The 24,927-nt window shown below is 61.0% G+C and carries 22 protein-coding genes; 9 read left to right on the forward strand and 13 right to left on the reverse strand.

Features of this window, described 5'->3' with window-relative positions; translation table 11 throughout:
- Nucleotides 1-134: 134 nt before the first annotated feature.
- The 6 genes from DDE77_RS09940 to DDE77_RS19435 all read right to left on the reverse strand — a co-directional run bounded on the left by DDE77_RS09940 (nt 135) and on the right by DDE77_RS19435 (nt 5,098).
- Nucleotides 135-551, reverse strand: a complete 417-nt coding sequence (locus DDE77_RS09940) for an HIT family protein (RefSeq protein ID WP_108397320.1) — start codon at nt 549-551, stop codon at nt 135-137.
- Between the two features lie 4 nt (nt 552-555).
- Nucleotides 556-1,680, reverse strand: a complete 1,125-nt coding sequence (locus DDE77_RS09945; RefSeq protein WP_108397321.1) for a hypothetical protein — start codon at nt 1,678-1,680, stop codon at nt 556-558.
- 54 nt (nt 1,681-1,734) lie between these two features.
- Nucleotides 1,735-2,910: a GNAT family N-acetyltransferase gene (locus DDE77_RS09950; RefSeq protein ID WP_108397322.1), complete on the reverse strand. Its 1,176-nt coding sequence runs from the start codon at nt 2,908-2,910 to the stop codon at nt 1,735-1,737.
- 126 nt (nt 2,911-3,036) lie between these two features.
- Nucleotides 3,037-3,495 (reverse strand): RidA family protein, encoded by a 459-nt coding sequence (locus tag DDE77_RS09955; protein WP_108397323.1) that lies wholly within the window; start codon nt 3,493-3,495, stop codon nt 3,037-3,039.
- On the reverse strand, nt 3,467-4,816 hold the full coding sequence (locus DDE77_RS09960; RefSeq protein ID WP_108397324.1) for a DNA polymerase IV: 1,350 nt from the start codon (nt 4,814-4,816) through the stop codon (nt 3,467-3,469). Before DDE77_RS09960 ends, DDE77_RS09955 begins: the two co-directional genes overlap by 29 nt.
- Before the next feature lie 3 nt (nt 4,817-4,819).
- On the reverse strand, nt 4,820-5,098 hold the full coding sequence (locus tag DDE77_RS19435; protein ID WP_281261297.1) for a DUF3572 family protein: 279 nt from the start codon (nt 5,096-5,098) through the stop codon (nt 4,820-4,822).
- A gap of 100 nt (nt 5,099-5,198) precedes the next feature.
- Here DDE77_RS19435 and DDE77_RS09970 point away from each other — a divergent pair, with 100 nt between their 5' ends.
- A complete protein-coding gene (locus tag DDE77_RS09970) occupies nt 5,199-5,570 on the forward strand; it encodes a response regulator (RefSeq protein WP_108397325.1) in 372 nt (123 codons plus the stop codon).
- A gap of 80 nt (nt 5,571-5,650) precedes the next feature.
- Nucleotides 5,651-7,021, forward strand: a complete 1,371-nt coding sequence (locus tag DDE77_RS09975; RefSeq protein ID WP_108397326.1) for a PleD family two-component system response regulator — start codon at nt 5,651-5,653, stop codon at nt 7,019-7,021.
- Between the two features lie 399 nt (nt 7,022-7,420).
- On the opposite strand, the gene rpmG is transcribed toward DDE77_RS09975, so the two are convergent.
- The 3 genes from rpmG to rnr form a co-directional block, all read right to left on the reverse strand.
- A complete protein-coding gene (gene rpmG, locus DDE77_RS09980) occupies nt 7,421-7,588 on the reverse strand; it encodes a 50S ribosomal protein L33 (RefSeq protein WP_056233989.1) in 168 nt (55 codons plus the stop codon).
- A 334-nt stretch (nt 7,589-7,922) separates the two neighbouring features.
- Nucleotides 7,923-8,318, reverse strand: a complete 396-nt coding sequence (locus tag DDE77_RS09985) for a DUF983 domain-containing protein (RefSeq protein ID WP_108397327.1) — start codon at nt 8,316-8,318, stop codon at nt 7,923-7,925.
- A 4-nt stretch (nt 8,319-8,322) separates the two neighbouring features.
- Complete coding sequence (gene rnr / locus DDE77_RS09990) at nt 8,323-10,605, reverse strand: ribonuclease R (RefSeq protein WP_108397328.1); 2,283 nt, start codon at nt 10,603-10,605, stop codon at nt 8,323-8,325.
- Between the two features lie 411 nt (nt 10,606-11,016).
- On the opposite strand from rnr, the gene DDE77_RS09995 reads away from it, so the two are divergent.
- Nucleotides 11,017-12,063, forward strand: coding sequence for a dipeptidase (locus tag DDE77_RS09995; protein ID WP_108397329.1), 1,047 nt, complete (start codon nt 11,017-11,019; stop codon nt 12,061-12,063).
- A gap of 856 nt (nt 12,064-12,919) precedes the next feature.
- Here DDE77_RS09995 and topA read toward each other — a convergent pair.
- Together topA and DDE77_RS10005 are read right to left on the reverse strand one after the other, a co-directional pair.
- The gene (gene topA, locus DDE77_RS10000; protein WP_108397330.1) at nt 12,920-15,556 is read right to left on the reverse strand and encodes a type I DNA topoisomerase; all 2,637 of its coding nucleotides are present in this window, start codon (nt 15,554-15,556) and stop codon (nt 12,920-12,922) included.
- Between the two features lie 125 nt (nt 15,557-15,681).
- Nucleotides 15,682-16,083, reverse strand: coding sequence for a hypothetical protein (locus DDE77_RS10005; RefSeq protein ID WP_108397331.1), 402 nt, complete (start codon nt 16,081-16,083; stop codon nt 15,682-15,684).
- Between the two features lie 263 nt (nt 16,084-16,346).
- Between DDE77_RS10005 and DDE77_RS10010 the strand changes: the two genes are divergently transcribed.
- The 3 genes from DDE77_RS10010 to DDE77_RS10020 all read left to right on the forward strand — a co-directional run bounded on the left by DDE77_RS10010 (nt 16,347) and on the right by DDE77_RS10020 (nt 19,156).
- Nucleotides 16,347-17,378 (forward strand): aldo/keto reductase, encoded by a 1,032-nt coding sequence (locus DDE77_RS10010; RefSeq protein ID WP_108397543.1) that lies wholly within the window; start codon nt 16,347-16,349, stop codon nt 17,376-17,378.
- Nucleotides 17,379-17,875: 497 nt separating this feature from the next.
- Entirely contained in the window at nt 17,876-18,166 is a 291-nt protein-coding gene (locus DDE77_RS10015) for a DUF4260 domain-containing protein (RefSeq protein WP_425430743.1), read from the forward strand.
- Nucleotides 18,167-18,250: 84 nt separating this feature from the next.
- Complete coding sequence (locus tag DDE77_RS10020) at nt 18,251-19,156, forward strand: 5'-methylthioadenosine/S-adenosylhomocysteine nucleosidase (RefSeq protein ID WP_108397332.1); 906 nt, start codon at nt 18,251-18,253, stop codon at nt 19,154-19,156.
- Here the strand turns inward: DDE77_RS10020 and purN are convergent.
- Together purN and purM are read right to left on the reverse strand one after the other, a co-directional pair.
- Nucleotides 19,137-19,682, reverse strand: a complete 546-nt coding sequence (purN, locus tag DDE77_RS10025) for a phosphoribosylglycinamide formyltransferase (RefSeq protein ID WP_425430744.1) — start codon at nt 19,680-19,682, stop codon at nt 19,137-19,139. The genes DDE77_RS10020 and purN overlap by 20 nt on opposite strands.
- A 44-nt stretch (nt 19,683-19,726) precedes the next feature.
- The gene (purM, locus tag DDE77_RS10030; RefSeq protein WP_108397334.1) at nt 19,727-20,803 is read right to left on the reverse strand and encodes a phosphoribosylformylglycinamidine cyclo-ligase; all 1,077 of its coding nucleotides are present in this window, start codon (nt 20,801-20,803) and stop codon (nt 19,727-19,729) included.
- A 157-nt stretch (nt 20,804-20,960) separates the two neighbouring features.
- Here purM and DDE77_RS10035 point away from each other — a divergent pair, with 157 nt between their 5' ends.
- The 3 genes from DDE77_RS10035 to DDE77_RS10045 are packed head-to-tail and all read left to right on the forward strand — an operon-like array spanning nt 20,961 to nt 24,925.
- On the forward strand, nt 20,961-22,052 hold the full coding sequence (locus DDE77_RS10035) for an AI-2E family transporter (protein WP_108397335.1): 1,092 nt from the start codon (nt 20,961-20,963) through the stop codon (nt 22,050-22,052).
- On the forward strand, nt 22,021-22,767 hold the full coding sequence (locus tag DDE77_RS10040) for a P-loop NTPase family protein (RefSeq protein ID WP_157959760.1): 747 nt from the start codon (nt 22,021-22,023) through the stop codon (nt 22,765-22,767). Before DDE77_RS10035 ends, DDE77_RS10040 begins: the two co-directional genes overlap by 32 nt.
- Nucleotides 22,760-24,925, forward strand: coding sequence for an RNA degradosome polyphosphate kinase (locus DDE77_RS10045; RefSeq protein WP_108397337.1), 2,166 nt, complete (start codon nt 22,760-22,762; stop codon nt 24,923-24,925). Before DDE77_RS10040 ends, DDE77_RS10045 begins: the two co-directional genes overlap by 8 nt.
- The last annotated feature ends 2 nt before the right edge of the window (nt 24,926-24,927 follow it).

Below are 24,927 nucleotides of genomic sequence, written 5' to 3' on the forward strand. Positions count from 1 at the left end.
GCCGGATGTGGATTGCCCGGACAAGCCGGGCAATGACGATCGAAAATTAATGAGCGTCACCACCCGACTTGTTCGGGTGGCCCAGGCGGTGTTTGGAGCGACACCTGGCGGCTGTGAAAGTGCTATAGGCGGCTCTAGAGGTTGCTGGCGATCTTTTTTGCCAGTTGCGCCAATTCGGCATCGTCTGCCCTGCCGGAGGCGTGGGCGCCCATGGCAACGCCTTCAAAGGCGGGGATAAGATGGAAGTGCAGGTGGAAGACGGTTTGCCCGGCAGGGGCTTCGTTGAACTGCGCCAGCCGGATGCCACCAGCCTTGGTGGTCTGCATAAGCGCCTTGGCGACGCGCTGCACCAGCGGCATGACAGCGGAGAGTGCCGCCGGGTCTGCATCGAGCAAATTGCGTGATTGCGCCTTGGGGATGACCAGCGTGTGCCCGCGCGACTGCGGGAAAATATCCATCATGACCAAGGCGGTATCGTCCTCGAAAACCTTGTGCGACGGAATTTCGCCGGCGATGATCTTGGCGAAGATGTTGGACGGATCATAGGTCATCGGCTTACTCGGCGGGTTTGAGGGCTTCAGGGGCGCGCTTCTGGCCAAAGCGGAAACGGAAATAGTTGAGCACGGCAAGGCCAGTGAGCGTAACCGGCACATAGCGGAAGCCGCGCCGGATAAAGAACATGGCGATGTTTACCGCCGTTGCGGCGCTCATGGGGCCTTTGCCCATGGCGGAGGTGAAGGACGAGGGCACGATGTGCCGGTATATGAGGGCATTGGACTGGTAGTATTCCAGGGCTTGGTAGGCGAAGGCCCGCTTGGAGGCGGCGTAGTCCTTGAGTTCGGGCATGCCCATGTCGCCGTGGAACTCGGCCTCCGAGCCGACGGCCCAGACTTCCGGAGGGGTCAGGCGGGACTTACCGATTTCGGTGAAAAGTTCGGTGAGGTCGCGGAAGGTGACGAAGTTTGCGTTCCAGCAATCATCGGTCTTGGCGCCGTGGGACAAGACGAGGACATCGGCTCGTTCCAGCTTTTCAGCCATAGCCGCATAGTTGCCGGCTGAAAAATCCACGCCTGATTTCGCCGTCTCGACGATGCCTCCGAGAGCGGTGAGCTTGGCCACCATGGCCGAACCGAATGCACCACCGGCGCCAGTGACAAGAAAGCGGCGGCCGCGAATTTGGCAGGATGTGCCGGCGATCATGTCAAACACATTGGCAAAGGACGAAAAGAAGTTGTGCGGATAAACATGGTGCATGGCGTGGTAGTTGTTGTCGACCCATAAAAGGCCTTGCTGGCCTCCAACGCGGTCCATAGCCATGTGGTTGAAGTCGACGCCTTCTTCCTGCAGCGTTTTCACCAGCATCACCGTGCGGATCACGGCCACGGCAGCGATCGGCGGCCAGGGGAACACCAGCAGGAAAACCAGCGTGCCCAGCATAGAGGTGATGTATTCGGGCAGGATGTGGAACCAGATGTTGGCGCGCGCATAGGCTGGGTTCACCTGCATATCGAGCCCCAGGAATTTGTGGTGAACCCAGTGCCAGGACGAAAGCTTGCGCAGCAGGGGGAAACGCGACTTTTCCCATTTGTGCAGCGTCCAATGCAGCGCATCGAACAGGGCGGTGGAAAGAACAAAGACCAGGGCGGCCTGTGCCAGAAAAATTGCAATGTCCCAAATCATGGGCCCTTACTTAAGGCTCTTGGCTGGAATGGGAAAGTGCCGATGTCGCCGCGCCTAGTGGCCGGTGCGCTCGCCCTTGCGGAAGGGCGTGAACTGATCAAGGATCTCCTGGCTATGCTCCACAGAGGCGCGTTCATGCTGGAGGAAATCAGCCACAGCCTCGCGCAGGCCAGGATGAGCGATCCAGTGCACGGAATAGGTCGTTGAAGGCTCGTAGCCGCGCGCGAGCTTGTGCTCGCCCTGGGCGCCAGCCTCCACAACGGCCAGCTTGTGGGCGATCGCGTAGTCGATAGCCTGGTAGTAGCAGAGTTCGAAATGAAGAAACGGCACGTCGCGGGTGCAGCCCCAATTGCGACCGAAAATGCGGTCCTTGCCCACGAAGTTGATGGCGCCAGCAATGGGGATTGGTCCGTCATAGGCGAGCATCAGGACGATGCGATCGGCCATGGTCTCATTGAGACGTGAGAAGAATTCGCGGTTGAGGTAGGGGCGGCCCCATTTGCGGGCGCCCGTGTCCTCATAGAACTCGTAGAAGGCGTCCCAATGATGTTCCTGCAAGTCGCTGCCGCTGAGCCAGCGCACGGAGAGCCCGTCGGCCAGGGCATCGCGGCGTTCGCGGCGAATGGTCTTGCGCTTGCGGGAGGACAGCGTTTCGAGAAACTCTTCGAAGCTCCCGAACCCCTGATTGTGCCAGTGGAACTGGGTATCCATGCGCTTGAGCCAGCCGCCGGATTGCGCTTCGTCGGCTTCGCTCTCGGGCACAAAGGTGGCGTGGACGGAGGATGCTTCGCGCTGGATCGCCAACTGCTGGGCAGCGGCGAGGAGGGCGGCTTTTACCTCGGGGTCGGCGGAAGGGACGAGCAGCTTGGGTGCGGTCGCCGGAGTGAACGGCACGGAACATTGCAGCTTTGGGTAATAGCTGCCGCCGGCGCGCTCCAGGGCGTTGGCCCAGCCATGGTCGAACACATATTCGCCCATGGAATGGGATTTCAGGAACAGCGGCATGAGGCCCAGCGGCTGGTCTGCGCTGTTGCTGAGCAGGATGTGCTGGGGCTGCCAGCCGGTGCGACCCGTGGCACAGCGGGATTCTTCCAAGGACAGGAAGAAGGCGTGATCGAGAAATGGATTATCCGTCACCCCTTCTGTGGAGGGGACAAGACTGTTCCATACAGCGGCCGGTATGCTGGCCGTCGAGGGGTGGATGGTGGCCTTGAATGAGGTGGCTGGCAAGGTCGGGACTGTAACCTTCGGGACGATCTAGCTGATATGGGACCGGGCGGCTCCAGCTGCAAGCTTGGACCTAATCGCCCGGGCCGTCACGAATTTCCCGACGCTCGCCAGAACTTGATCCGGCGGTCAGATTTCGACTACGGCCTCGATCTCAACGGCAGCGCCGAAGGGCAGGGAGGCGACACCGAAAGCGGCGCGGGCATGCTTGCCCCTGTCGCCAAGCACGCCGACAAGCAGGTTTGAGCAGCCATTGGCGACGAGGTGCTGTTCAGTGAATTCAGGGGTCGAGGCGACCAGGACGGTGACCTTGAGGATGCGCTTGATCTCTTCGAGCGGGACGCCGCCCATGTGGACGATCTGGCTGAGCACGTTAAGGGCCGCGAGTTCTGCGGCATTGCCGCCCTGGACGACATTCATGTTATCGCCCAAGCGCCCGGTGACCACCCCTTGTTCGTTGGCGGAAATCTGGCCGGAAACATAGAGGATGTTGCCGGTGCGCGTAACGGGAACGTAGCTGGCTACGGGCGCCTTGGGGGCGGGCAGCTCGAAGCCGTATTCACGAAGTTTCTCGATTGGGCTGGTCATCTGGTCTTGCCTTCTTTTGGTCGTCGTCAATGTCGAGCGGCGCGCGGCTGGGCTTGCGCCCATAAAGCTTGCCGCGAATAACCGCTTCGCGGCCGAAGCGGGTGCGCACCTTGTCCATGGCACGTTCGGCCGCGGCCTTGCGCGCGATTGCGGGCTCCAGCAGATCTGCGGGATCGATGCCGTCGGCCTTATCAATACCGGAAATGCCGATTCCAATCAGCCGGAAAGCGGTGCCGTCCACTTCCCGCTGCAGCAAGGATAGGCCCGTCTCGTAGATCACGCTGGCGAGCTGGGTTGGCATCATCAAGTGCCGCGCGCGTGTGCGCAAGCGGAAGCCCGCGGATTTGAGCTTGAGCGTTACAGTGTCGCCAACCAGACTTTTGGCCTTGAGGCGTTCGGACAAGCGCTCGGACACATTGAGCAGCTCTGTGGAAAGCGCTTCAAGCGAAGCGATGTCGGCGTTGAAAGTGGTTTCGGACGAGACGGTTTTCATTTCGCCGTCCGGCGAGATGCGGCGGCTGTCCTGGCCACGGGCGAGCCGGGCGAGGCGCGCGCCGGTTTCGCCATAGCGACGCATGAGGTTTTCGGGTGGTTCGTCCTGCAACTGGCCGATGGTCAGGAGCCCATCTTTGCGCAGGGTTTCGGCGAAGACCTTGCCCACGCCGTAGATCATGCTGATGGGCTTGGGCGCGAGGAACTGGATGGTTTCGGCTTCCCCGATCACAGCGAAGCCGCGCGGCTTGTCGAGGTCAGAGGCGATCTTGGCGAGGAATTTGTTGTGGCTGAGGCCGACCGAGATGGTGACGCCGATTTCCTTTTCCACTGCGCGGGCAAAGCGGGCGAGGACGATTGCAGCAGGGGCCTTGTGTAGAGCCTGAGTGCCGGAAAGGTCAAGGAATGCTTCGTCGATGGAGAGGGGTTCGACGAGGGGAGTCAGCGTGTCCATGATGGCGCGAATCTGGCGGCTGACGCCGGCATATTTAGCCATGTCGGGTTTGATGACCACGGCATCGGGGCAAAGCTGGTTAGCCTTGAACATGGGCATAGCGGAGCGAACGCCGGACTGGCGGGCGATATAGCAGCAGGTGGCAACAACGCCGCGTGTGCCGCCGCCAATGATGAGGGGCTTATCGCGTAGCTCAGGATTGTCGCGCTTTTCGATGGACGCGTAAAAGGCGTCGCAATCGACATGGGCGATGGAAAGGCTCAGCAGTTCCTGGTGGCAGACGAGGCGCGGCGAGCCGCAGGCAGGGCAGCGCGCTGGCGCCTGGGCTGCCGCGGCATAGGCCAGGCAATCGCGGCAGAGCCAATCTTTGGCCACTTTCTACCCCGCTGGATTGATCCGATGCCACACACGCATGAAGTCTTCAGGAGTGAGCCCGCTATTGGCGCAAAGCGCAAGCAGAAGCGACTCATTGGCCGCGACATAGTCGATCAACCCACGCTCGAGCGCAGGGGAACCCACCGAAGCGCGCAATGTTGCGGGGTCGAGGCCCGCATATTGCATGAAGCCCAGCAATTCCTCAGGATTTTCAGCAAGGAAGCTCAAACAAATGTCTGCTAGCCTCGCGACGGACAGCTCGGCTTTTTCGGTGCGGGGCACGGACGGGCTCGTTTGGTATTTTGTAAACAGTTTTAATGTTATCTGAAGATGGTGGCGAAGCGAAGGGCTGCTGGCACCTTGGCGGTGCGAGGAATATTGAATGCCTAAGACCGTTATGATCGTGGAAGATAACGAGCTCAATATGAAGCTCTTCAACGATCTGCTCGAATCGCGGGGTTATGCCGTGATCCAGACCCGCAACGGTATGGAGGCACTTGATCTTGCGCGTGCGCATCTTCCCGATCTCATCTTGATGGATATCCAACTGCCCGAGGTTTCGGGACTGGTTGTGACCAAATGGCTCAAGGATGATGACGAGCTTGCCCATATCCCCGTTATTGCGGTGACGGCGTTCGCCATGAAAGGCGACGAAGAGCGGATTCTGCAAGGCGGATGTGAGGGTTACATCAGCAAGCCGATCTCCGTGCCACACTTTCTGGAAACTATTGCCCGCTACATTGGCCCGGCCTGACCGGCTCGCTTGAGTGCGGTTGGGCGTCTGAAACCCACTGTGGACGCTGTGGGTGGACGAAGCACGTTCCGAGGCCAAGAGTGACCGCACGCGTACTGATTGTTGACGATATCCCGACCAATGTCCGCTTGCTGGAAGCGCGTTTGACGGCGGAATATTTCGAAGTGGTCACGGCCACATCCGGGCAACAGGCGTTGGATATCTGTGCGAGTTCGGACATCGACATCGTCTTGCTCGATGTGATGATGCCTGAAATGGACGGGTTCGAAGTCTGCAAACGGCTCAAGAGTTCTCCCAAGACTCATCATTTGCCCGTCTTGATGATCACGGCGCTGGACCAACCCTCCGACCGCGTGCGGGGGCTTGAAGTGGGGGCCGATGATTTTCTCACCAAGCCTGTTGACGATGTGCAGCTGCTGGCGCGCGTCAAAAGCCTTGTCCGGCTCAAGGCATTGACCGACGAACTGCGTGCCCGCGCGATGACTGGCCAGCAAATCGCGGTGGAAGACGCAATCCGCGCCATGGATATGATCAGCACAAGTGGCGGCTCCATTCTGGTTATCGACACCGACCAGCGCCATGCCGAGCGGATGAAGAATTATCTCAGCCCTGAACACAGGGTGGATATCTTGACGCAACCGGCAGATGCCGTGTTCCAAGTCACTGGCGAGCATTATGAATTGGCTATCGTCGTGATGGCGCTAGCCGATTTCGATCCGCTGCGTGTCTGCTCGCAGATCCGCACGGTAGAGCATACGCGCACCTTGCCAATCATCCTGGTGTCGGACGATGCGGACAAGCCGCGCGTGGTGCGGGCGCTGGATCTGGGCGTCAATGATTTCATCACCCGACCGGTGGAGCGCAATGAGCTCGCCGCCCGTGTGCGCACGCAAATCCGACGGCATCGCTATGCCCTTGAGCTGCGCCAAAGTGTCAACAATACCATGGCGATGGCCGTTACGGACGATATGACAGGGCTTTATAACCGTCGCTATTTCGACCGACATCTTGGGGTGATGCTGGGCAAGGCGCAGAGCCAAGACCGCGACATGGCCTTGATGATTCTCGATATCGACCACTTCAAGTCGGTGAACGACAATTACGGCCATGACATCGGCGACGCCGTGCTAAAGGAGTTCGCGGCGCGGTTGAAGCGGAACATACGGGGCGTTGATTTAGCTTGCAGATTCGGCGGTGAGGAGTTCGTCGTGCTGATGCCCGACACTGATTACCGGCAGGCCGAAGCCATTGCGGAGCGGGTGCGGCAATCGATTTCGGAGCGGCAGTTCGATATCGGGGCGCAGCGGCAATTGGCCGTTACGGTGTCCGCCGGTGTGACGCTCAACGAGGCGCAGTCGGATACGCCTGAATCGCTGATCAAGCGGGCGGATGTGGCGCTGTATCGGGCCAAGCGCGAGGGGCGGAACCGGGTGGTGTTTGACGCCGCCTAAACTCTGCTTAATTGTGCGCATTAGGGTTAATTGTTATAATTAACAAAGGGTTATCGGCACGGAAGCGCCGGAAAACCTTGAGTTTTTTGAGGCGAAGAGTAGGTTGAATTCAACGCAGCGAGCCAGCCGACAGGGCGCTCGCCGGCGAGTTCCCTACGGCTCTCTCAGGTCCGCCGCAACTCCTGAGTCCCGTAGGGCGGTTGGTCCGGAAGCGGACAGAGTGGCCTCTTCGACAAGCCGCTCCGGACCAGCCACTCCCCTCTCGATGACATAACCGATCGGGTCTTCATGCTAACAGACTGTTAGCGTTTGGCACCACATTCAGGCCGATAATCACAACAAAAAACCCCGCATGGTGGATGCGGGGCTTTCGTGTTCCTGAAGCGAGCAGGCGCCAGATTACTTGATCTTGGCTTCCTTGAACTCGACATGCTTGCGCACAACCGGGTCGTACTTGTTGTACGAGAGCTTCTCGGTCTGGGTGCGGGCGTTCTTCTTGGTGACGTAGTAGTAGCCAGTATCAGCCGTCGACACGAGCTTGATCTTTACGGAGGCGGCTTTGGCCATTTGTTAGTCCTCTTGAATAGCGAAGGCGCCGCGGAAACCCGGGCGCCGGAATTTGGGCGCAACCTAGTGAATTTTGGTTGAATGTCAATGGGGGAGTGGCGTGGGGGGCGCCGGTTTGCGCATGCCCCCGGGTCAAGTCCTGGGCACGCCCTCGTGGTTCGACATGCTCACCATGAGGGCTGCTGGGGCTGGGTTGGCTGGCAAAGGTCGTCACCCTTGGGCTTGACCAAAGGGGTCTGCACTTGATTGCGCGATAGCCAAGTACAGGGCCCTCGGGTCAAGCCCGAGGTGACGAGTGGTGGGTGGGTGAGCGAAGTGGTCAGTGCTACGAGGTTTAGTCCACCTGGCCGGTGCCGAAGCCGTACATGCCGTTGGCCCATTGCAGGCCAACGATCGCTCCTTTGATGGAGGGCAGGATGGCCAGGGGCAGGATCACGGCAAGCGGGATCATGGTGTACATGTAGGTGAGGGGATTGATGTGGTAGACCATGTCCAGGTGGAGCATGACCGCGACCAGCAGATGGCCTACAATGGTGATTGCGATGTAGGGCGGGAAATCGTCGGCGCGGTGGAGATTGAGCTGTTCGCCGCAGGCGTCGCAATGTTCGGCCACCTTGAGGTAGGCGCGGAACATCTTGCCCTGGCCACAATGGGGACACTTGCACAAGGTGCCGCGCCACATGGCCTGACCGGCGCTCCGGTTGCTGATTGCTTTCGCCTTGCTGGACATCACGTCACCTCTTTCTGCGCGCCCTGAGCGCTTGTGCCCTAGATGGTCGCCTGATCGTGCGTTTGCTAGATGACGGATTGCCGCGTGTTCCTTCCGAGAGGAGCTCGAAGCGGAGGGAACCGGCGACGGGTGCCGCTTCCAGTAGCCGCACGGTTACGGGATCACCGAGGCCAAATTTCTCGCCCGTCCTGTCACCAACCATTGCCTGCTGGTCTTCGGCGTAGCGATAGTAATCCTGGCCGAGAGTGGAGGCTGGGATGAAGCCATCGGCACCGGTTTCCAGCAGACGCACAAAGAGGCCGGAGCGGGTGACGCCGGAGATGCGGCCCTCGAAACGCGCACCGATCTGGCTAGACAGGAATTGCGCAAGGAGCCGGTCGGAGGTTTCGCGCTCGGCACTCATGGCGCGGCGTTCGGTGGCCGAAATGTGCTGGGCGATGCCGGCCAGTTTTTCCACTTCGCTGTCGCTGAGGCCATCATCGCCAAAGCGCTCGGCGCGGATCAGGGCGCGGTGGACGATGAGATCGGCATAGCGGCGGATGGGCGAGGTGAAGTGGGCGTAGCGATCCAGGTTCAGACCGAAGTGGCCGTAGTTTTCGGCGGCATATTCAGCCTGCGCCTGGGAGCGCAGCACCATCTCGGAGACCTGGTCGATATTGCCGGCCCGGCGCGCCTGGGCAAGTATGCCGTTGAAGTCGGATGTGCGGACATTGTCCGATTTCTTGACGGCTATATCGAGCGAGCCAAGGAAGTCGCGCAGAGACTGGAGCTTTTCGCTGCTCGGCTCGTCGTGGACGCGATAAAGCAGCGGCGAGCGCTTTTGCTCAAGTGTCTCGGCGGCAGCGACGTTGGCCGCGATCATCATCTCTTCGATGAGGCGATGGGCTTCGAGCCGCTCTGGAATGCGAATGTCCTTCACCATTCCCTTTTCATCGAGAATGATCTTGCGCTCGGGTAGGTCGAGATCGAGCGGGCCCCTGTTGTCGCGAGCCTTGGTCATGGTTTCGTAGGCGGCAAAGAGCGGGCGCAGGATGGGCTCGAGCAAAGGCCCGGTCTTGTCATCCGGAGTGCCGTCGATGGCGGCCTGGGCCTGCTGGTAGCTGATGCCAGCGGCAGAGCGCATCAAAATGCGGTGGAAGCTGTGGCTGCGCTTCTTGCCGTCAGCACCGATGACCATGCGCACGGCAAGGGCCGCGCGCGGCTGGCCTTCCTTGAGAGAGCAAAGCTCGTTGGAGATGCGCTCGGGCAGCATGGGCACGACGCGGTCGGGGAAATAAACCGAATTGCCGCGCAGATAGGCTTCCCGATCGAGCGCTGTGCCGGGCCGGACATAGGCGGCGACGTCGGCAATGGCGACGGTGACGATGTGGCCGCCGGCATTGTTTTCGTCGGTGTCCAGTTCGGCATAAACAGCGTCGTCGTGGTCCTTGGCGTCGTGCGGATCGATGGTGATCAGCGGAACGTCGCGCCAGTCTTCCCGGCCCTTGAGGCTCGCTTCCTCGGCTTGTTCGGCTTCGCGAATAACGGAGGCAGGGAAGCGATAGGGAATTTCGAGCGCGTGGATGGCGATGAGGCTGATCGCGCCTTCGGAGGCTGGATTGCCGATAACGGCGGTAACGCGGGCGCGGGGAATCATCAATCGGCCCGCGGGCTTGACGTCGACTTCCACGAGATCGCCGTCCTTGGCGTCCCCAAGATCGCCGGGCGGAATGCGCATTTCCTTTTGCTTGCGATCCACGGGAACAAGGCGGGCGCCATCTTCGTCCATGCGCACAATGCCGATATGGGCACGGCGGGGCTTGTCGAGGATCTTCATCGCCTTTGCGGTGTAGGCGGGAGGCTCGCCTTCGCCGGCATCGATGCGGGCCAGGATCCGATCGCCCGGCGCGGGAACGACGCGGGCGTCGCGGCCGCCAAGCACCTGGACGCGAGGCTTTTCGCCCTGTTCCTCGTTCCACTGGGCGGGAAAGGCGTGGAGATTGTCCGGATCGGCGTCGGTGGGAATATCAAGAACAGTGACGTGGGGCAGAGCGGCGGTGCGGCGCAACGCCTTGCGGGTGCGCGTGATGATGCCTTCGCCCTCCAGCTCATTGAGCATGGCCTTGAAGGGGCGACGCATGTCGCCGCGGATACCGAAGATCTTGGCGAGGTCGCGCTTGCCCTTGATGTCGGTTTGCTCGGCAAGGGCTTCGAGCAGCTGCTCGCGGGTGGGCAGCGCATCGGCGGAAGGCTTGCGGGTGCGCTTGGGGCCGGAGGTGTTTTTTGGTTTTGTTGTTGGCTTGGCCATGGGGGATTTTCGTTGTGGTTAGGGTGATAGATAGGTGATGGCGGCCGGTTTGCCAAATGAAGGGGTGGACGAGCGGGTTGGTTCCGTGAGGTGTCATGGAGTGGGGAGCGGTGCGGTTTGGCTCGGTGGGCCTCATGGTGAGCTTGTCGAACCATGAGAGCGTGGCACTCCCAGCCTGCGCTCGCGCGGCCTCGTGGTTCGACAGGCTCACCGTGAGGCCTTTGGAACGGCATCATGGGGACTTTGGTACATTGGGGAGAGTGCCTGAAGTGTAGAGCCCTTGGGTCAAGCCCGAGGGTGACAGTTGGTGGTGGGGAGAGATCGTGGGCTGCCACATGGTTCACCCTTCCTCTTGCGGCCAGACCAGGCTGGGGGTGAACTGCCCGATCAAACAGAAAGACGATTCCGCTTATGACCATTCCTTTTTTCGACGGCCACAATGACACGCTGCTGCGCTTGCTGGAGTTGCCAGCAGGGAGCGGGGAGGCGGCTTTCGTGGAGGGGGGCAAGGGCGGGCATATTGATTTGCCACGGGCGCGGGCTGCCGGAATGGCAGGTGGGTTTTTCGCCATGTTCCCGCCGCCGATCAAGGGGAGCCTGGCCGGGACGGTGGGGACGGCCGCGGCTTCGGACGGGCAATTGCCGCCGGAGTTGGACATGGCCGAGGCGCAGGCATCGACCAATGGAATGGCGTCGGTCTTGCTGCGGCTGGAGCGCATGGGGGCGGTGGGCGTCTGCCGGAGCCGTGGGGAGATCGAGGCGGCGATCGGGGCGGGGAAGCTTGCCGCCGTCATGCATATCGAGGGTGCCGAGGCGATTGATACGGAATTCCGCTCGCTGGATGTGCTTTATGCTGCGGGGTTGCGGTCCGTGGGAATTACCTGGAGTCGGGCCAATGCATTCGGGACGGGTGTACCGTTTCGGCACAATGCTGATCCCGATATCGGACCAGGGCTGACGGACGCCGGCAAGGCACTGGTGCGCCAATGCAACCAGATGGGGATCATGATCGATCTGTCGCATCTCAATGCGGCCGGGTTTCGTGACGTGGCGGCAATTTCAACGCACCCATTAGTGGCGACGCACAGCAATGTTCATGCCATCTGCCCGCACGCGCGCAACCTGGTGGATTGGCAATTGGCGGCCATTCGCGAGAGTGGCGGTATGGTGGGGCTGAATTTTGCGACGGGGTTCTTGCGGCCGGATGGCCGGTTCGTGGCCGATACGCCGATCGAGTTGATGGTGCGCCATGTGGATGGGCTGATCGAGGCGCTGGGGGAAGATGGCGTGGCGCTTGGAAGTGATTTCGATGGGGCGATGGTGCCCGGAGAGATCGGGGACGTGACCGGTGTGCCCAAGCTTTTGGGGGCTCTGCTGGACAAGGGCTATGGTCGGGCGTTGGTGGAAAAGATCGCCTTGGGCAATTGGCTTAGCATGATCGAGCGCACGATCGGCTAGAGCGCGGCAAAACAACTCATTGAAGCCATAGGGTTCGTCACTATGTCTGTGGCGTGCCCAGGCACGTCCCGTTTTTTAGTGTTCATTTTTGCAGCTTCCGGCCGCTTGGCGCAGGAAGACAGGAGGTTTTTATGCGTTCCCTCAGGCTTTGCCAATCATGTGCTGGACCCCGGCCGCGCGCCGCCGTTCGGTGCCCATGGTGCATGGCCAGCTATTCGTCCCCCAGTCGTATTCCCGAACATCTGTTTGCGACCGCTGAAGGCGAGAAGGGCGTGGAACCTCAAGGCTATCCGCCAACGGCGCCACGGCGCCGCTAGTGCGACCAAACGCCCATGGCTTTCCCCAGTGGGATGGCCATGATGGCGGCAGCGGTGTCAGCCAGCAATGACGGCACCGCAGGGGCTTGAGCGCTGAAAGCTAGGCGCTCGCCCCGATTCAAACAGGAGAGCCTCGATCGGAAGATCGGGGCTCTTTTGTTTTGGGGGCGGGGTGGCGAGCGTGGGAATAGATTTGGGGCACGACCCCGGGGCAAGCCTGGGGCAAGCTCTCGTGGTATGTTAGGCTCACCATGAGGTCTACTGCCGGGTGTGGCGCGGGAAGGTGCCGGGTGGCGTGTGTGTGCCAAGCTTCACACGCAAGCATCAGTGTCATCTCCTCGTGCACTTCGAGGAGCATCAAAGCATGTATTTGGCGTACAGCGCGAGCGGAACGTCAGGCACTATGTACGCGCGTGGAAGGATGCGCTGATCAAGCGCGGCAATCCGGAGTGGGATGATCTGTATTGGCAGATTGCGCCGGGTTGAGAATGGCCCTCGGGTCAAGCCCGAGGGCGGCGTGGTGGTTGCAGAGCGTTTGACTAGAACGGCACGTCTTCGGGTTTGACGGTCTTTTTGGGTGCGGCCTTTTTGGCGGGGGCCTTTTTCGCCGCGGGCTTCTTTTCAGCCGTGGCCTTGGCGGCTGGTTTTTTGGCAGCAGCTTTTTTGGCGGGGGCCTTCTTGACCTTGGTGCCGGTGGCTTCGGCGCGGGCCGCGATCCATTCGAGGGCTTGTTCCGCCGTTACGTCTTCCGGCTTGATGTCCTTGGGGATGGTGGCGTTGATCTTGCCCTGATTGACATAGGGGCCGTAGCGGCCGGCGCGGACGGTGATGGGACCGTTGTCGTGCTCGAAGGTCTGGATGGCCGCAACAGCCGTGCCACCGCGCTTGAAGCCGCCAGCGGCTTTTTGGGCGAGGAGGTCGACGGCGCGGTTTAGACCGACGGTGAAGACTTCTTCCACGTCGGGCAGATTTGCGTATTTGCCGTCGTGGAGGATGAACGGGCCGTAGCGGCCGAGGCCCGCCGTAATGGGCAGACCGGTTTCGGGGTGCAGGCCGACATCGCGAGGCAGCGAAAGGAGCTGGAGGGCCTTTTCGAGGGTTAGTGACGCCGGATCCCAGCCGCGGGGCAGGGAGGAGCGCTTGGCTTCCTTGCTGTCGCCGAGCTGGACGTAGGGACCGAAGCGGCCAGATTTGAGGAAGACCTCTTCGCCCGATTCCAGATCAACGCCCAGCACGCCATTGCCGGCTGCGGCCTCGGAGGACTGACCGGAGGCGGCGTCCGAGAGCTGCATGGTGTGCTTGCATTCGGGGTAGTTGGAGCAGCCGATGAAGGCGCCGAACTTGCCAAGCTTGAGCGAAAGCTGGCCTTCGCCACAGGTGGGGCAGAGGCGCGGATCGGACCCGTCCGGCTTGGGCGGGAAGATGCGGCTGGCAAGCAGGTCATTGAGCGCGTCGAGGACTTCGGACACGCGAAGGTCCTTGATCTCGGTGGTGGCGGCAGTGAAGTCGCGCCAGAAATCGCGCAGCACTTGCTTGTAGTCGATGTCGCCGGCGGAAACCTGGTCGAGCTGTTCTTCGAGGTGCGCCGTGAAATCGTACTCAACATAGCGCGTGAAGAAGGATTCAAGGAACGCCGTAACGATGCGGCCGCGATCTTCGGGGTGCAGCGCCTTGCCCTCGAGGCGCACGTAGTCGCGGTCCTTGAGGGTGGTGAGGGTTGCGGCATAAGTGGAAGGGCGGCCGATGCCGAGCTCTTCCATCTTCTTGATCAGGCTCGCCTCGGTGTAGCGCGAGGGCGGTTGGGTGAAATGCTGCTCGATGTCGACCTGCTGCAGGCTGGGCTTGTCGCCAACCTTGAGCGGGGGCAGCTCGCGGCTGTCCTCATCGTCCTCGGAGGGCTCGTCGGATTTGACCTCGACGCCATAGAGCTTGAGAAAGCCTGGGAAGGTGACGACGGAGCCGACGGCGCGCAGCTCGACAGCGCGGCCGGGCACGTTGACGGCGATGTCCACCGTGGTGCGGTCGATCTCGGCCGAGCGCATTTGCGAGGCGAGCGTGCGGCGCCAGATCAGGCCATAGAGCTTGGCCTGATCGGCATCGAGATTGAGGTTCTCGGGCCGCTTGAACATGTCGGTGGGACGGATGGCTTCGTGCGCTTCCTGCGCGTTCTTGGCCTTGGATTGATAGATGCGCGGCTTTTCGGGGAGGTATTCCTCGCCGAAATATTTTCCGATCACCGAGCGGGCCATGGAAATGCCCTCGGGCGCCATCTGTACGGCGTCGGTACGCATATAGGTGATCAGCCCGTCCTCGTAGAGGCGCTGGGCGATCTGCATGGTGCGGTTGGGCGATAGCCCTAAGCGCGAGGATGCGTCCTGCTGCAGCGAGGAGGTGGTGAAGGGCGCGTAGGGATTGCGCTTGGTGGGCTTTTTTTCAACGGACGAAACGTTGAACTGGCCAGATTCGATCAGCTGCTTGAGCTCGGCGGCGTTCTCGCCGGTCTTGATGTCGAGCTTGTCAGTCTTTTTGCCATCGACAGAAAAGAGGCGCGCGAGGAAGCTCTTGCCCGATTGGGCGAGCTTGGCTTCGACGGACCAGTATTCCTCGGGCTTGAACTTTTCGATCTCGGCTTCGCGATCGGAGACAAGGCGCAGGGCCACGGACTGCACGCGGCCGGCTGAGCGGGAGCCCGGCAGCTTGCGCCAGAGGATGGGCGAGAGGGTGAAGCCGACGAGGTAGTCGAGGGCGCGGCGAGCGAGGTAGGCGTCTACCAGCGGCATGTCGATGTCGCGCGGCTTGGCCATGGCCGCAGTGACGGCATCCTTGGTGATGGCGTTGAAGACGACGCGCTGCACGGGCACGTCTTTCTTGAGGGCCTTTTTCTGGCGCAGCACATCAAGGACGTGCCAGGAAATGGCTTCGCCTTCGCGATCAGGGTCGGTTGCGAGGATAAGGCCGTCGGCACCCTTTAGGGCAGAGGCAATGTCGCTCAGGCGCTTGCGGGAGGCGGTATCAACCTCCCAGGACATGGCAAAATCTTCGTCGGGACGGACCGAGCCATCTTTGGCGGGCAAATCACGGACGTGACCGAAGGAGGCCAGGACCTCATAACCTGAACCTAGATATTTGTTGATTGTCTTGGCCTTAGCCGGACTTTCAACGACGACGACCTTCATGGAGTACCCGTTCCGCAACGCTTAGTGAGAAGTCGCGCAACATGGTGAAGGCCGGGTGCGGTGTCAACGGGCACTCGAAAGAGACTGCCCGGTGCGGGTGGCCAGTGCCGGGCAGTATGGTTGGCCTAGGCGAGCTTGGCAGCGCGGCCGAGTGTGGCGTTTTGTGGCATGAACACGGTCCAGGCAAAGATTAGCACACCAGCAAAGGTGATCAGCGAGCTGACGGCCACAACGGGCTCCATGGCGGTATTGCCCTGCAGCAGCAGGTAGAGCGAAAGGCCCATGAGGACGACGCCCAGTGTATAGATCCCATAGTGAATCATTGGTAGCCGGCCTTCGGCTCTGGCAGGATTGAGCGCGTAATAGCCGCCGAAAATGGCTGATGTGACCCAGCCCAGTAGATTGACATGGGCGTGGGCGCCGACCACGTTGTGGTTCTGCGTAATAGCCATCTGCAGCCCCATGCCGATACCAACAATCAGGAACAGCACGGCCGTCCTGAAAAACAGGTGCGAGATCTTAGGCATTATTCCCTCCAATGCTCGGCGGACCCGTCCCTCCAGGTCCCAAAGCGAGCGCGGTAAAATAATCCGAATTTCGAAGCCTCGCTACAGCTCGCAAGAGGTATGCAAGCTTGCACTTGCCAGCCAGCCGGGCATGTGGTGCACTTCCCCCGTGCGCCCGTTCGGGCGCCTTGCCCCAGCTCACCCCCTTCAACCTGTTTGCTCGTGCAACGAGAAGGTGGCTGCGACTGTTGTGGCGAACCAAAGCCAAGGAGGAGGACTATTCCATGGAGTACCGCAAGCTCGGCAATAGCGGCGCCATCGTTACCAATTTTTGCCTGGGGACCATGACGTTCGGCAAGGAATCGGACGAGGCGACTTCGTTTCGGCTGATGGACGATTATGTCGCGGCTGGCGGCAATTTCCTGGATACGGCAAATGTTTATAGCGACGGGGTTTCGGAAGAAATTATCGGGCGCTGGCTCAAGAGCAAGCCGGGCATTCTGCGGGATCTGGTGATCACCACCAAGGGGCGCTTCCCCATGGGCGACGGGCCCAACCATTTGGGGCTGTCGCGCAAGAATCTGCAGGAGGCGCTAGATGCGTCGCTCAAGCGCCTGCAGGTGGAGCATATCGATCTTTATCAGATGCATGCCTTTGATGCGCTGACACCGCTGGAAGAAACACTGCGGTTTTTGGACGACTCGATCCGTAACGGAAAGATTGCCTATTATGGTTTTTCCAACTTCTTGGGCTGGCAGCTGACCAAGGCGGTCTGGATCGCCAAGGCGGGCAATTTCCAGCCGCCGGTGACGCTGCAGCCGCAATATAATTTGTTGGCGCGCGACATCGAGCACGAGATCGTGCCGGCAGCTATTGATGCCAATATCGGGCTGCTGCCGTGGTCGCCGCTGGGGGGCGGCTGGCTGTCGGGCAAGTACAAGCGCGACCAGATGCCGAGCGGCGCCACGCGGCTGGGCGAGAACCCCAAGCGCGGCATGGAGGCCTTCGAAAAGCGCAATGCGGAAGAGCGCACCTGGCACGTAATCGGTGCGCTGGAAGATGTTGCCAAGGCGCGCGGCGTATCCATGGCGCAGGTGGCGCTGGCCTGGGTTGCGGCGCGGCCGGCGGTGACGTCGGTGATCCTAGGAGCGCGGACAACGGAGCAATTGGCGGATAATCTCCAGGCAGCTGAGTTGAAGCTCAGCGATGAGGAGATGAATGCGCTCAATGCGGCGAGTGCGCCCAATGTGGCGGATTACCCCTATGGCGAAGGTGGGCAGCGGCAGCGGAACCGGAAGATGGAAGGCGGCCGGTAAGGGGTTCGTTTCTGCAATAGGAGCGTTTGGCTGCTTCAGCACCCCACGCTCGACCCTTCCCCTCAAGGGGGAGGGAGGAAGAGAGCGGACAAATAGATGAACGCCGTTCCGCCCTTGCACCCCAAGGGCCGTTCTTCGAGCCCGCGTCTAAGCAATTGTGTTTGCCGAGGGTGGCCCTCGGGTCTAGCCCGAGGGCGGCGCGGTGGGTTGGCTGGATCGGGGCTGTGGCGGATAGCGGGGCTGGTGGTAGTTGCTGCTCCACCGCCCTTGATACCTTTACTTCCCGGGGGGAAAGGCAGCGCTATTCATTTTTGTTTGGCGGGTCTGGGATTTTGGCGAATGGGCGGTGAGCGGAAGGGGGATTAGATTTTCTCCAACACAGGAGATTTCTCATGACCTCGATTTACTCAGAAGCAACCCAGCCGCGGCTCAAGACCATGCCAAAGCCGATCAAGCAGATTTTGCAGCTCGAAGGCGCCCTGGTGTTGGTGCTGGCAATGTGGGGGTTTGCAGCCCTGGGCGGCAATTGGTGGTTGTTTGCCCTGCTGTTCCTTGCGCCCGACCTCTTCATGCTAGGCTATACCAAGGACAAGCGGCTGGGTGCCGCAGTCTATAATCTTGGGCATACTTACCTCACGCCAGCTGCGCTGGCCTTGGTTGGCACGGGGCTGGGGTGGAGTGCGGCGGTGTCGCTCGCGCTGATCTGGGCGGGCCATATCGGGCTTGACCGGATGCTGGGCTTTGGGCTCAAGCGGCCGGATGGGTTCAAAAAAACCCATCTTGGATGAAATGCAGATAGCGCTCGCGAGGGACTTGCGAGCGCTGCTTAATTGATGATCAATGGGCGGGTCTGATCAATTAAGGAGCATTAGATGCGCAGACTGGGTTTAGCTGCACTGGCTGGATTATCCCTCATGGCCGGTACGGCTGTAGGCGCCGAAACACTGGACACGACCTCGCGTATCGCCGTTATGTCGGCCTTTGCGCCGGAGTGGGTGGCGTTGCAGGAGGCGCTGAGCGATCGCAAGGACTACACAGTGAATGGGACGGTGTTTGCCACTGGGACGATCGAGGGCAAGCCGGTGGTGCTGTTTCTCACCGGTGTCAGCATGGTCAATGCGGCGATGACTTCGCAATTGGCGCTGGATCATTTCACCATAGAGAGCATCGTCTTTTCAGGGATTGCGGGCGGGGTTGATCCAGAGCGGCATATCGGGGACGTGATCGTTCCCCAGCAATGGGGACAGTATCTCGACGCTATTTTTGCGCGGGAAGTGGATGGGGCATTTACGCCGCCGCCGTTTCTGGAGGCGCCTTTTCCCAATTACGGGATGATCTTTCCCCAGAATGTAGATGTGACGAAAGCCGGTGGGGAGCCTGAGTCCAAGTTCTGGTTTGCGGTTGATCCGGACTTGCTCGCTGTTGCCGAGAAGGTGGCGGGCGAGGTCAAGCTCGCTGATTGCGTTGAAGAGGCGCAATGCCTTTCGACAGCGCCCAGCATCCATGTGGGCGGAAATGGCGTGTCGGGCGCGGCTTTTGTAGATAATGCCGAGTTCCGGGAGTATGCCTTCGAGACGTTCGAGGCTCGCGTGCTGGACATGGAAAGCGCAGCGGTGGCGCATGTGGCCTATGCCAATGAGGTGCCGTTTATCGCCTTCCGCTCACTTTCGGACCTGGCCGGCGGTGGCGAGGGTGAAAATCAGATGAGCACGTTCATGGGACTGGCGTCGGCCAATTCGGCCGCCGTGGTCCGAGCGTTTATTGCGGCATTGCCGTGACCTTGCCTGAGGCAAGGAGTTTGAGCGCCTCGGGATAGATGCGGTGTTCCTCGACCAGGATACGCGCGGCCAGGGTGTCGGGCGTATCTCCGGACAAGATGGGCACTTCGGCCTGGAGAATCGCGGCGCCTTCGTCGAGCCCGGGGGTGACGAAATGAACGGTGCAGCCGGATTTGGTGGCGCCGTCGGCAAGGGCGCGCTCATGGGTGTTGAGGCCGCGATAAAGCGGCAGGAGCGAGGGATGGATGTTGATCATCCGCCCGGCCCAGCGGTCGACGAAATCCTCGCCCAGGACGCGCATGAAGCCAGCGAGACAGATGAGGTCCACGTCCCAGCTTTCGAGAATCTGCGTCATGACATCTTCGAACATGTCGCGGCTGGGGAATTTGCTTTGCGCCAGAGACGCGGTGGCGATGCCTTCGGCGGCGGCCACGGCGAGGCCGGGCGCGGCGGCGCGGTTGGACAGGACGCCGACGATTTCGGCAGGGTAGTCCGGTGCCCTGGTAGCCTCGATCAGGGCCGACATGTTGGAGCCGCGGCCCGAGATCAGGATGGCGACGCGCTTGCGGTTCACAGCGCGAGCTTGCCCTGGAAGGTCACGGCTTCGCCAGTGCGTGGGGAAAGGTGGCCCACTATAGCGGCGGTTTCGCCCATATCGGTCAGGTGTGCGATGAGGCGATCGGCGTCGAGCGGCGAGACGGCTACCAGCATGCCGACGCCGCAATTGAAGGTGCGCAGCATTTCGCGCTCATCCATGCCGCCGGTTCGGCTGAGCCAGCCGAAGACTGCTGGCGGGGTGATCGCCGAAAGATCGACATGCGCTGCGAGGTGATCAGGCAGAACGCGGGGGATGTTGTCGATGAAGCCGCCGCCAGTGATGTGGGCCAGCGCCTTGATGCCGATGCCGGCCTTAAGGGCTGACAGAAGCGACTTGACGTAGATGCGGGTGGGGGTGAGGAGGGCTTCAGCGAGGGTCTGCCCGGGGGCAAAGGGCGCGGGCTCGGACCAAGGGAGCTCCGAGAGCTCGACGATCTTGCGGACCAGCGAATAGCCATTGGAATGAACGCCCGAGGAGGCGAGCGCGACCAGGGTGTCGCCTTCGGCGATCAGGGGGCTGGGCAGGAGCGTGCCGCGTTCAGCGGCGCCTACGGCAAAGCCTGCGAGATCGTAGTCATTGCCGTGGTACATGCCGGGCATTTCAGCGGTTTCGCCGCCGACCAGGGCGCAGCCGGCGAGGCGACAGCCTTCGGCTATGCCGTTGACGATGGCCGTGCCCTGCGCCACGTCGAGCTTGCCGGTGGCAAAGTAATCCAAGAAAAAGAGCGGCTCGGCGCCCTGCACGATGATGTCGTTGACGCACATGGCGACCAGGTCCTGGCCGATGGTGTCGTGATTGCCCGTGTCGATGGCAATCTTGAGCTTGGTGCCGACGCCGTCGTTGGCAGCGACAAGGACGGGGTCCACGAAGCCTGCGGCTCTGAGATCGAAAAGGCCGCCAAAGCCGCCGATCTCGCCATCGGCGCCGGGGCGGCGCGTGGAACGAACGGCGGGCTTGATCGCTTCAACCAGCGCGTTGCCGGCATCGATATCGACGCCTGCCTGCTTGTATGAAAGACCGTTTGGTGTCGGGTTTTGCGGATCAGACATGTGCCTCGGACCAGAACGGGGAAAGAGTGCGCAAAGCCTGTGGCACGGAGACTGCGCGATTGCCAATTCCCCAGCCAAAAGCTAGGACCAAAGATGTATTGGTCCCCAGCGGCCTGATAGCTTTTCAACCATCCCGACGCAAGGGCCGCTCGGCACCATGACACTTCGAAATCACGTCCTGATCTGGATTGCGTTCCTTGTCGTGCTGGTGCTGCTGCTTTGGTTGTTCCGCGGCATCCTCCTGCCGTTCGTGGTCGGCGCGGCTTTGGCCTATCTGCTGAACCCGCTGGTCAACCAATTGCAGAAATGGGGATTCAACCGGGCGCTGGCGACCAGTGTGGTGCTGCTTAGCGCCACAGCGATTGTGGTGAGCCTGTTTGTGATGCTGCTACCGATGATCGGGCAGCAGATCATCGGGTTGATCCAGCGCTTGCCGGGCTATGTCACGGATCTGCAGGAATTGGTGGCGCGCTGGTCGCCCGAGATCAATGAATGGCTGGGGCCGGAGCGGGCGGCGCAGGTGCAGGCGTCGATCTCCGATCTGGCGCGGCAAGCGCTGGTGTTTATTGCCACGCTGCCGGCTGAGCTGGTCAATATCGGGCTCACCGGCGTCAGCGTCATCGGCTTTACCGTGCTGACGCCGGTGGTGGCGTTTTACCTGCTGCTTGATTGGGAAGGCATGATCCGGGGTCTGCAGGATTTGCTGCCGCGGGAAACCAAGGGGGAAATCAACGGCATCCTTGGGGATATCGATGATTCCATGGCCGGTGTGATCCGGGGGCAGGGCGGTGTTCTGCTGATCGACGCGGCCTATTATGCGACGGCGCTCAGCCTGTTGGGGCTCAATTTCGGACTGGCCGTGGGCATCATTGCGGGGCTTTTGAGCTTTGTGCCGTTCGTGGGTGCGGTGGTGGGCTTTGGGCTCTCGATCGCGATTGCCCTGGTGCAGTTCTGGCCCAATTACTGGATGGTGGTCGCAGTGGCGGCCGTGTTCCTTGTTTGGCAGTTCATCGAGGGCAATATTCTTTACCCCAAGCTTGTGGGCGGCAGCATCAACATCAATCCGGTGTGGCTGATGTTTGCGCTTTTGGCGTTTGGCGCGCTGTTCGGGTTTGTTGGGCTGCTGCTGGCCGTGCCGCTCGCTGCAATCGTTGGCGTGCTGGTGCGGTATGGCGTAAAGAAATACAAGCAGAGTGCCCTCTACAAGGGACATAGTAATGGCTCCGACGGTGACGCCAACAGTGTCTGATCGTGCTGCGCAGCTTGTTTTCGAGCTGGGGCATACGCCGGCCCAGGGCGAGGCGGACTTTCTGGTGGGCGAAGGCAACCGGCTGGCCCATAGCCGGATCATGGCGTTTCCCCATTGGCCCGACCCCGTGACGCTGCTGAGCGGGCCGCCCAAATCGGGGAAGTCGCATTTGGCGCGGATCTTTGCAGATCGGAGCGGCGCCGTTTTTGCGGGGCTTGGTGATCTGGAGGCGCTGGCCACGCAAGGGGGCAATCGGCCCCTTATCGTGGAGGATGCGGATCGCGCCGGCTATGATGAGGCGGGGCTGTTTCATCTCCTCAACCAATCCATGCGCGATGGACGCCCCCTGCTGCTGACGGCGCGCGAGGATGTGGGGCAATGGCCACTGGCAACGGCCGATGTGCGCTCTCGCGTGCGCCGGGCGACGGCCTTTACGCTCGAGATCAGCGATGACATCCAGTTGTCACAGATGTTCGTGAAATTGTTCACCGATCGCCAGATCAAGGTTGATCCCAAAATCATTGCCTATCTGGTGGCCCGCATGGAGCGGTCCGCAGAAGAGGTCGTGATTCTGGCTGACGTGATGGATAGGCTGGCAATGGCTCGTGGGAGCGCGATAAATCGCCGGATCGCGGCCGAAGCGCTCGATTTGCGGCGCGCGGAACGGGGCGAGGCGAGCGCGGAAGAGGATTGGGACACAGAAGACGATGAATGAAATCAGCGAATTCGTTGAAGCCGAAGCGTCCCATGCCGATATCGAGGCGCTGCGCAGGAGCCCGGCCCGGTTTGTGAACCGCGAGGTAAGCTGGCTGCAGTTCAACATGCGCGTGCTGGAGGAAGCGGGCAACCAGAATCACCCGCTGCTCGAGCGGCTGCGGTTTGTGTCCATTTCGGCCAACAATCTCGATGAATTCTACATGGTACGCGTGGCAGGCCTGAAGGGGCAGGTGCGCGCAGGGCTCGCCAAGCAAAGTGCCGACGGGCTTTCACCGGCCGAGCAGCTCGACGAAATCGCGACTCTTGCCCAGCATCTGCAGCTGGAGCAGCAGGATCACTGGAAAAACCTGCGCGAGGAATTGCTGGCGCAGAACGTGGTGATCCATGAGGCGAACGATCTCACCGCCGACCAGGTCGAATATCTGCAAAAGCTGTTCCGGGAAGAAATCTTTCCGGTGCTGACCCCGATTGCGGTCGATCCAGCGCATCCGTTTCCGTTTATTCCTAATCTGGGGCTGGCGCTGGCCTTTGAGCTCAAGCGACCTGACAATGACATGCACCTGACGGCGCTGGTGCGTATTCCGGGCAATCTGGACCGTTTCATCAATCTGCCCAGCGGGTTGGTGTCCGATGGTCGCAGCGAAGTCGTGACCATCGACACGCTGGTGAAGCTGTTCTTTCACAAAATGTTCCCGGGGCATCAGGTTGTGGGCTCTGGCGCGTTTCGGGTTATTCGCGACAGCGAAATCGAAATCGACGATGAGGCCGCCGACCTCGTGGTGGAATTCGAAACGGCCTTGCGGCAGCGCCGGCGCGGGCAGGTGATCCGGTTGGAAATCGAGAGCTCCATGCCGCGCGCGCTGCAGCGCACGATCGGGGAGCAACTCGGGGTGACCGAGGCCGATGTGTTCGAGGTGCAGGGTTTTCTGGGGCTCGCCGACGCGCGCAAAGTTTGTGACATCGAGCGGGCGGACCTGAAGTTCACGCCATACCATGCGCGGTTCCCCGAGCGCATTCGCGACTATAGCGGGGATAGTTTTGCGGCGATTCGCGCCAAGGACATTCTGGTGCACCATCCGTTCGAGAGCTTCGACGTGGTGGCGCAATTCCTGATGCAGGCTGCGCGTGACCCCGATGTGGTTGCGATCAAGCAGACGCTTTATCGCACGTCCTCGGACAGCCCCATCATCAAGGCGCTGGTGCTGGCGGCAGAGGCGGGCAAGTCGGTGACGTGCCTGGTGGAACTCAAGGCGCGTTTTGACGAAGAAGCCAATATCCGCTGGGCGCGCGATCTGGAGCGGGCCGGGGCGCAGGTGGTGTTCGGGTTTATCGAACTCAAGACGCATGCCAAGCTGAGCCAAGTGGTGCGGCGCGAAAAGGGCAAGCTCGTCAGCTATTGCCATATCGGAACGGGCAATTACCACCCGATCACTGCCAAGATTTATACCGATCTGAGTTACTTCACGATCGATCCGGCGATTACGCGAGACGTGGCGCGGGTGTTCAACTTCATCACTGGCTATGCGCGACCAACGGAGCTGGAGACTATTGCCGTGTCGCCGGTCAATCTGCGGCTGACGCTGCTGGACAATATCGCCGCCGAGATCGCACTGGCGCAGGCGGGCAAGCCCGCCAGTATCCTGCTCAAGATGAACTCGCTGGTGGATCCCCAGATTATCGATGCGCTTTATGATGCGAGCCAGGCCGGGGTGCAGGTCGATCTGATTGTTCGCGGCATATGCTGCCTGCGGCCTGGAATCCCGGGGTTCTCCAGCAATATCCGGGTGAAATCGGTGGTGGGCAGGTTCCTTGAACACAGCCGCATTTATTGCTTCGGTAACGGGGAGCCGATGCCGAGCCCACGGGCGAAAGTCTATATTTCCTCGGCGGATTTGATGGGTCGCAATCTCGATGGGCGCGTCGAGGTGATGGTGCCGATCCTCAATAACACGGTGCACAAGCAGATCCTGGATCGGATTCTGGTTGCCTATCTCAAAGACAATCAGCAGAGCTGGGAAGTGCTGCCGGATGGCAGCTCACATCGCATGCGGGTTGCAGATGGGGAGGAACCCTTTAATGCGCACGACTATTTCATGACCAATCCTTCGCTGTCCGGCCGTGGCAGCGCCGGCATGGTCGAGGGTGACGAGGCTTGAGG

It is taken from the genome of Devosia submarina (genome assembly GCF_003056345.1).
GTDB classification, from domain to species: domain Bacteria; phylum Pseudomonadota; class Alphaproteobacteria; order Rhizobiales; family Devosiaceae; genus Devosia; species Devosia submarina.